This is a genomic window from Vibrio sp. OPT46, assembly GCF_015163535.1.
GTDB classification, from domain to species: domain Bacteria; phylum Pseudomonadota; class Gammaproteobacteria; order Enterobacterales; family Vibrionaceae; genus Vibrio; species Vibrio alginolyticus.
In genome coordinates this window covers 66,386-73,555 of the sequence record NZ_JADDYG010000730.1, presented here as the reverse complement: position 1 = coordinate 73,555, position 7,170 = coordinate 66,386, and the positions used below count along the sequence as shown (strand labels likewise).

4 protein-coding genes are annotated in these 7,170 nt (G+C 42.4%); all 4 read right to left on the bottom strand.

What is annotated here, in order from left to right:
• Positions 1–232: 232 nt before the first annotated feature.
• The gene (locus IQR33_RS26405; RefSeq protein ID WP_193837416.1) at positions 233–1,324 is read right to left on the bottom strand and encodes a sulfate ABC transporter permease; all 1,092 of its coding nucleotides are present in this window, start codon (positions 1,322–1,324) and stop codon (positions 233–235) included.
• A 1-nt stretch (position 1,325) separates the two neighbouring features.
• Positions 1,326–1,802: a hypothetical protein gene (locus IQR33_RS26400; RefSeq protein ID WP_017633987.1), complete on the bottom strand. Its 477-nt coding sequence runs from the start codon at positions 1,800–1,802 to the stop codon at positions 1,326–1,328.
• A 9-nt stretch (positions 1,803–1,811) separates the two neighbouring features.
• Entirely contained in the window at positions 1,812–4,988 is a 3,177-nt protein-coding gene (locus IQR33_RS26395) for a response regulator (RefSeq protein WP_193844197.1), read from the bottom strand.
• Between the two features lie 156 nt (positions 4,989–5,144).
• Positions 5,145–7,170 (bottom strand): GGDEF domain-containing phosphodiesterase (locus IQR33_RS26390; RefSeq protein WP_193844196.1); only part of this gene is annotated, 2,026 nt, incomplete at its 5' end.

The window sequence follows — 7,170 nt, the reverse complement described above, 5'->3', positions numbered from 1 at the left end:
GTACCACGAAGAGTCAAAGTTTTTCCGGGCACTGCGACGCAAAGAAAAGCGGTTAAAAGGCAATCAAAATAAACCGAAATAGAGTAACCTTTGTCTCTGTTTGGATTGCCACTTACCTATCTGATCGATTCTATTCCTTCCAGTTGTTTAGCGTTTAGTTACGTGTTGCAAAAAGCCTTCTTAATACAACAAACAGCCCCCAGTGTTGTGGAAGTTGGTACTGTAAGAAACATTAAAAAACGAAGTTGAGCATTAGCGTATAAAGGCTCGCACTGTCATCCTTTGGGGCTGATGAAAACGCGCCAGAGCTATTATTGTAGGCGTTGAACCTTTGCCATTCTGCGTTTAGGGAAACGTTGTAATCTAGGTCGTATCTCAATCCGAGTAAGAAACTGTCTCCACTTTTTTTATCCCGACTATTAAACTGCTGACCGTAAACAATATAAGGAGTCAGCTTGTTTACATTATAACTTGTTGTCGCGTACCAAGATGAGGAAAGATTGCTGGTCTGTCCTTCTGCCATAATCACAATGTTATCGAGCTCGTATCTTAACCCTAGAGAAAACAGATCGATCGTGTTGTTTTTTTCTGTTTCAACTAGACGGTCAATGATTGTGGTTCCGCCACCGGGAGTGGATTGCTCAATGTTAGAGAGCGTCGTTGTTTGATCATAATCGCCGTGGAGGTAGGAAAAATTCCAACGATAACTCTCTCCGCTTAGCGTTAAGTTCATCCCTGCAGTGTTGTTTGACTCAATTTCCAATTCAGTACGTTCATTGATGGTTACGTCACTATTGTCTTTAAACCCGACAAACGGCATGGCGGTAAGTACGATTTGCTCATTAAGGTCATGAATCCAGCGTGCAGATAGGCCGTTATAAGCCGTGATACCTAGAATGCTGTCATATACCTCATTCGGTGGGCGGGCTTGGGTAAAAGCGTGGCCGACATAGTTGTACTCAGACATCAAAAACAGTGGCAGTCTTAAGCGTCCTCCTCGTATTTCTATGTTTTGATAGGTATAAGCCAAATACGCCCACTCGAGCTGAGGCGAGCTCCAATGGTCTTGCGGGCGCTTTACGACTTGTGCGGATGCCCGAAATGCCTTGTGAAAATAATCGAGCTGCATGCCGAAAGTGGTATCGCAATCGAAACAAGATTCATCGCCAATAAAGCGGTTAACTAGTAACGTAGTTGGGTTATCGGATTTTGCCCACGAAGTAGAGCCAAAACCACTTAAAGAAAGTTGTTCTGTTAGTTCAATCGTGGCTGAGCTCGGAAAGGTCGCGATACTCAGCGATAACATGGTTAAATATTTTTTCATATCAGTTCTCCGAGCTAACCACACATAAAACGTGAGCATTACTAGGGACGCTCGATGTTGGGGCATAACCAATTCTATTCGGCTTCTCTTGCATCCATGCTATGAGGTCATCAATGCTGGAGCGTGCAATCACTTTTGGCGGTCTAGCTTTACCTGAAAAAGACAAGCTTGCCCAATGCGCGTTCATTTGCGCTAAATTTTTGTTGAGAAGATAACGATAGAACTCAGCTCTTTCTGTTGATGTCGCAGGCCAGTCAGAGAGTTCAATTCGCTGGCCTTGTAAAAGTTGCGTCTTCCCTCTGTACAACTTTCGCGCTTTATTGACAGTGAGCGGAGAGAATTCGTCATTAAATGAGAAAACGGCGTAGCTCTCTGCAGCGAGAGCTTGGCAATTTAATGAAAGAAGGGCAATCAGAATAAACAGATAGCGTTTTATGTAACGCAAAGGAAAAGCAACGCGAGAATGATTTCTACTCATAGAATCCACCTACATTGCTTGTTCAATTTGATACAACAGTTTTTCTTTGCGCACAGGCTTTGGTACGTAGGCATCCATTCCTGAATCAAAGCAGCGTTGAATATCATCATCAACGACGCTTGCTGTTAATGCGATAATGGGCGTCTTAGCTAATCCTTTACTCGCTTCATAAGCTCTAATTTGCCTAGAAGCTTCAAACCCATCCATTATGGGCATCATGCAATCCATCAAAATAACATCAAACTTTCCATCTTTTTGGAACATTTCGACTGCAATTTGTCCGTTTTCTGCGACTTCGAATTGATAGCCTGCTTTAGATAGCAATAGAGAAGCCACTTTCTGGTTCACTCTATTGTCTTCGACAAGCAAGATACGTTCGGAGCGAATAGGCGTTACCGTTGCTTCTGGTTGCTCTGAACTCGCAGGTAGTTTATGAGTTGTATCGAGAGTAGTGTTCTCTTGGTGTGGTTCAGCAGGCGTCGTGTTGGAAACACGTAACCCAATTGCCTTATCTAACTTCTCTTTAAGCAACCCTGCTTTAAACGGTTTGGGCACATAGTCATCCATTCCAACGTCAAAGCATTTTTGTATATCGTCATCGACCACACTTGCCGTTAGAGCAATAATCGGAATTCTGAAAGCGCGTTTTTCTTTTACTTCTATTTGACGAATTATTTGGGTGGCTTCAAATCCATCCATTACGGGCATCATGCAGTCCATTAAAATTAGGCTGTATTGATTCTGTTGAAATTTCTCAACCGCTTCTTGTCCGTTTACTGCGACATCAAAGTCGAAGCCAGCTTTTGTGACGTGTAGCCCCGCGATTTTTTGATTGACCGTATTGTCATCAACGACCAAAATTTTCGGCAAAGATTTAACATGTTGCGCTGAAATGCTCTCTTGTTGTGCGTGCGAGAAATTTGCCGCACAACTTTCAAGTGCTTTAATTAAGCGCTGCCCTAGTAGTGGCTGAGTGACCAAGGCGCTGATACTGCTTCTAAAGTCGAATTGTGGGCTATGAAGGTGCTTGATGAGGCAGACACGAATGTTTCGTTTACAAAGGCTTTCTATCTCATCGATATGCATCGCCGCTGCATTTGGTGATGCTTCTACATGAATAACGATAACGCGCTCGTTATCAATCCACGTTGGCAACGCACTTAAGGTATCTACTGACTGCGTTATATTGATGTTGAAAAAACTTAACTCGTTACGCAGTTTTTGTTCTAGTTGAGTACTGCTGCATACAATCCATATGTCGTTGTGATTCAGAGCGTGATAAGCGTTAAACTCTTGCGTCACAACAGGAGCAGTTAGTTCAAAGAAGAAGCGACTGCCTTTACCTTTCTCGGATTCAAGTTGAATTTCTCCACCCATTAGCTCAACTAATTGCGTGCTAATGGCAAGCCCAAGTCCAGTTCCCCCAAATTGTCGGGTAGTAGAGTTATCCTCTTGGGCAAATGGAGCAAATATTTTCTTTTGCTGCTGGGCATCAATACCAATCCCTGAATCTTTAACAGAGAACTCGATGACCGCTTCACCATTTTTTATTTCGCGGGTGATGACCGATAGCTCTACACTGCCTTGTTCGGTAAATTTTACCGCGTTAGACATGAAGTTCATGACAACTTGGCGTATACGATGGTCATCCAACATTACGTGGTAAGGCGTGTTACGGCTAATGTTGACTTGCACATCGATGCCTTTTTCCTTTGCTTTCGGTGAAATGATAGAAGCAATGTCATAGATAGACTCTCGAACACAAGTTGAATGTGGGCTAATGAGCAACATCCCAGATTCAATTTTTGAGAAGTCTAGAACGTCATTAATTAAACTCAAAAGCAGTTGGGAGGAGGTTTCAATCGTATCGACGTAATCGCGTTGTGTGGCAGTCAGGGAAGTATCGGATAACACTTCAGAGATGCCAATAACGCCATTTAGCGGCGTGCGGATCTCGTGGGACATGTTGGCCAAAAAGCTACTTTTGGCTTTACTCGCCTTAATTGCATCATCTTTTGCTTGTTCTGCATCTTCTTTAGCTTGTGTGAGCTTTAGTCTGGACAACATCCGCTCATCACTAAGCTTTTTTACCTCTCGAGCAAACTTACTCAGCTCGTCTTTACCCTTTATTAGTTGAGCAAGAGGTGAATTTTCAGTGTTACTTTGTTCATTGCTTTCGTTACTGAGAAATTTGAGGACTAGATTCAAGTTTCCAGTAACTTTTCGCACCAATCTTAGCGTTAAACTTACGACCAACAGCGTTAAAAGGCTCATCATTGCGATAAAGGTAAAGCGGTGCTGTGTCGTCGTGTTGATTGTCTTTGATATATCATCACTCAGCTGTTGTTCCATTTTGTCGTCAACACTTTGTAATAACGATAAGCGTTTGTTGAGTGCAGATAACCCCGCATCAATCTCATCCGGGGTTAATGATTTGAGTTGAGCTGGTTGCAATAAATAAGCACGAAACTCTTGGCTTTTGATAAAGACTTCACCCGTAAACGTCTCAATGAGCAGATCTACTTGTTGTTGATTGGCATTTAGCGTCACAAAACGCTCTAGAAATAGTTGTTGGTTCTGGATTAAAGATTGGATAGAAGCCTGTGTTGTGAGGTCATACTCGTTATTTTCCTCTGAAGATCGAATCAAATATTCGCTTAATCTATGCTCTTCAGTGGACCAAAACATCAACCATTCAAGTTGCATCAAAGAAGAAAGGTGAGTGTTTGTTTCATAACTCACATTTCTAAAATAGACTTTGTCTAAGCTCATGAGGATTTCTTTGAACGTATCAGCTCGCCACTCTGCCGCATCTAACTTTTCTTCTTGATTTTGCGAAGAGAGCATCGAGAGGGTTGCTTCCTCAAAGCTTATCAACTGGTTTAGTATCTCAGCGTTTTCACCGAATACTGGCGCAGCGGTGTCGCGTAACAATTGAGATATCTGCTGAGTTTTTAGTTGCTTATCTATTACATCAGGGTTATTCGGTAGGTGATAAAGCGAAGATACGCGGTCTATGTAGACAGAGAATAACTGTGCTTTTTGTAGTTCCTGAGCCTGGATAGAAAGGCTTTGTACATGTTTACCCGCGAGGACAAGCAACAATAAAATTGGCAGCAAAACCAACCCAAATAGCTTTTGTTTTACCGACAGGTTGTTCCAAGAAAAGATTCCTACCACGCGCATTTCCATATCCAAGAAGTTGATATGAAAAGTGTAGTTTATTTATCTCAGATGTTAGATTTTAAGAGAAAATTCATATTAATGAGGTGGGGGAAGTGTGACCGATATTGCATTACGAGTACTAACGCGCTAAGCGGCAATAGTTAACAAAACGGCGTTCTAAGCAAAGTGATTGACGTTTTGAGCGCCACTCCCTCGTTGGTATTCAAATGCAATCAATTCCTCGGCAGGTACAGGTCTACCTAAGAAAAAACCTTGTACGATGTCACAGTGGAGAGACTCCATTCGTGTGAGTTGAGTTTGAGTTTCTACGCCTTCGGCTACTACTTTCATTCTTAGGTTGTGAGCCATGGATACAATCGCGCGAACTAATGAATCGTCTTGATCGCTTTTTCGGATTTGAGCGATAAATGAACGATCAATCTTGAGCCCGTCAAAAGCCATATGTTGTAGGTAGGCAAGGGCTGAATACCCCGTACCAAAGTCATCTAGCCAAACTTCCACTCCGATACTTTGTAGTTTTTTAAGCACATATTGAGCTTTCTCTGTATCATCAATAAAAAGTGACTCTGTCACTTCAACATGAATGGTTTGAGGGGCGACATCATGTCGTCGTAAATACTTAGAAAATAATTGACTTAAATCTTGGCGATAGATTTGTCTTGGGGACAAGTTTAATGCGATGTGAAAATCCGTACCGAAATGTTCTGCCCACATTGCCCGCTGAGCAATTGCCGTCTCAATGATATGTTCTCCAAGCTCCAATATTAAATCACTTTGCTCTGCGATCGGGATAAACGATTCTGGACTGATATAGCCTTTCTCGGGATGATTCCACCTAACCAATGCTTCGACCCCAATTAGGCGATAGGTTTTTAGATCAAATTGTGGTTGATACCACAGCTCGAATTGAGACAAGTCACGTACTGAACGACGCAGTTCTCGTTCTATGTATAAACGTTGTTTAATCGTTTCATCAAACGTGGAATCGTATATCGTCATAATGTCTTTACCGCGTCTTTTGGATTCCTGCGCCGCAAGAGAAGAAAGCTGTAAAAGAGACTCAGCGTTTGAACCAAATTCTGGATACACAGCAACTCCGAGGCTTGCCGTAATTTGAATATCGTTCTCTTCCAAACTCAAGGGAGAGAGTAGTTGGCGATGAATAGCGTGCGCTTTTTCTCTAGCTTCATGATTGTCCGAGCACGGAAAGGCCAGTACAAATTCGTCCGCACCTACTCGACTTACGATGGTAGAAAGGCGGTAAAGCGGCTTAAAATAACTCGGCAAACGGCCTTGAAGCTCTGAAGCAAGATGGCCTAGCAATTTATCCCCAATGTTATGTCCGTAGTTATCGTTAATGTGCTTAAAGTCATCCAAGTCAATAAACACAACCGCAAGTGAGGGGGATTTGTGGTCAGTTATTTGCGTTTGAATATCAATGAGTAACTTTTCTCGGTTTGGCAGGGAAGTCAGAATATCGTGGTACGCCATGAACTCAACTCGGCTGGTGTATCGGTTCACTTTGTTTGACATTTTGTTGTACGCCGAAATAAGTTCTCCCACTTCATCTTTGCTTTGTATGTCGGTGACTGGCAGCGCTTGGGTATTTGACTCTGAAAATTGATCTTTTAGTTGCTTGAGTGGCTTAGTTAACGACCGCCCCAAAGCATAAGCGATGATGCTACCGAATAGAACGGATATCCCACTGATCGTTAGCAGCAAGTTAAACATCTTCTGTTTATCGTTTGAGGTAATCGCTTGGACTTGTTCAATGTTCTGTTCTTTCTCTTCCAGTAGATGTATCAAGTTAAGCTCAAGATATACCGCCCCAAGAGTTATGTTTGATTGCTGAATCGGCGCTGCGATCTCCAACTGATGCTTGGAAAAGGAAACGAGAGTTCTAGATTCTTCTATTGCTTTCAAAATAAAAGGAGAGCGGTAATGGGGTTGGGCAAACATCCTTAGCTGAGTAGTGCCGTCGTGAAAGATTAGCCCTTCATTGTCAACAACATGTATTTTCGAGACATCTGGCTGGCTCAATGTTGCCTTAATTTGCTCATACGCTTGACTGATATTGTCTGTATAGAGTGGATCAAAAAGCTGTTTTGATAATAGCTCTGCATAAACCAACCCTTTTTGCTTAACGTAAGATTCTGTTTTTTCTTGAGAGTTGTTCGTGATC

Coding starts and splice junctions, on each gene's coding strand:
- IQR33_RS26395 (WP_193844197.1), bottom strand. CDS start 4,988: ATGCGCGTGGTAGGAATCTTTTCTTGGAACAACCTGTCGGTAAAACAA.
- IQR33_RS26405 (WP_193837416.1), bottom strand. CDS start 1,324: ATGAAAAAATATTTAACCATGTTATCGCTGAGTATCGCGACCTTTCCG.
- IQR33_RS26400 (WP_017633987.1), bottom strand. CDS start 1,802: ATGAGTAGAAATCATTCTCGCGTTGCTTTTCCTTTGCGTTACATAAAA.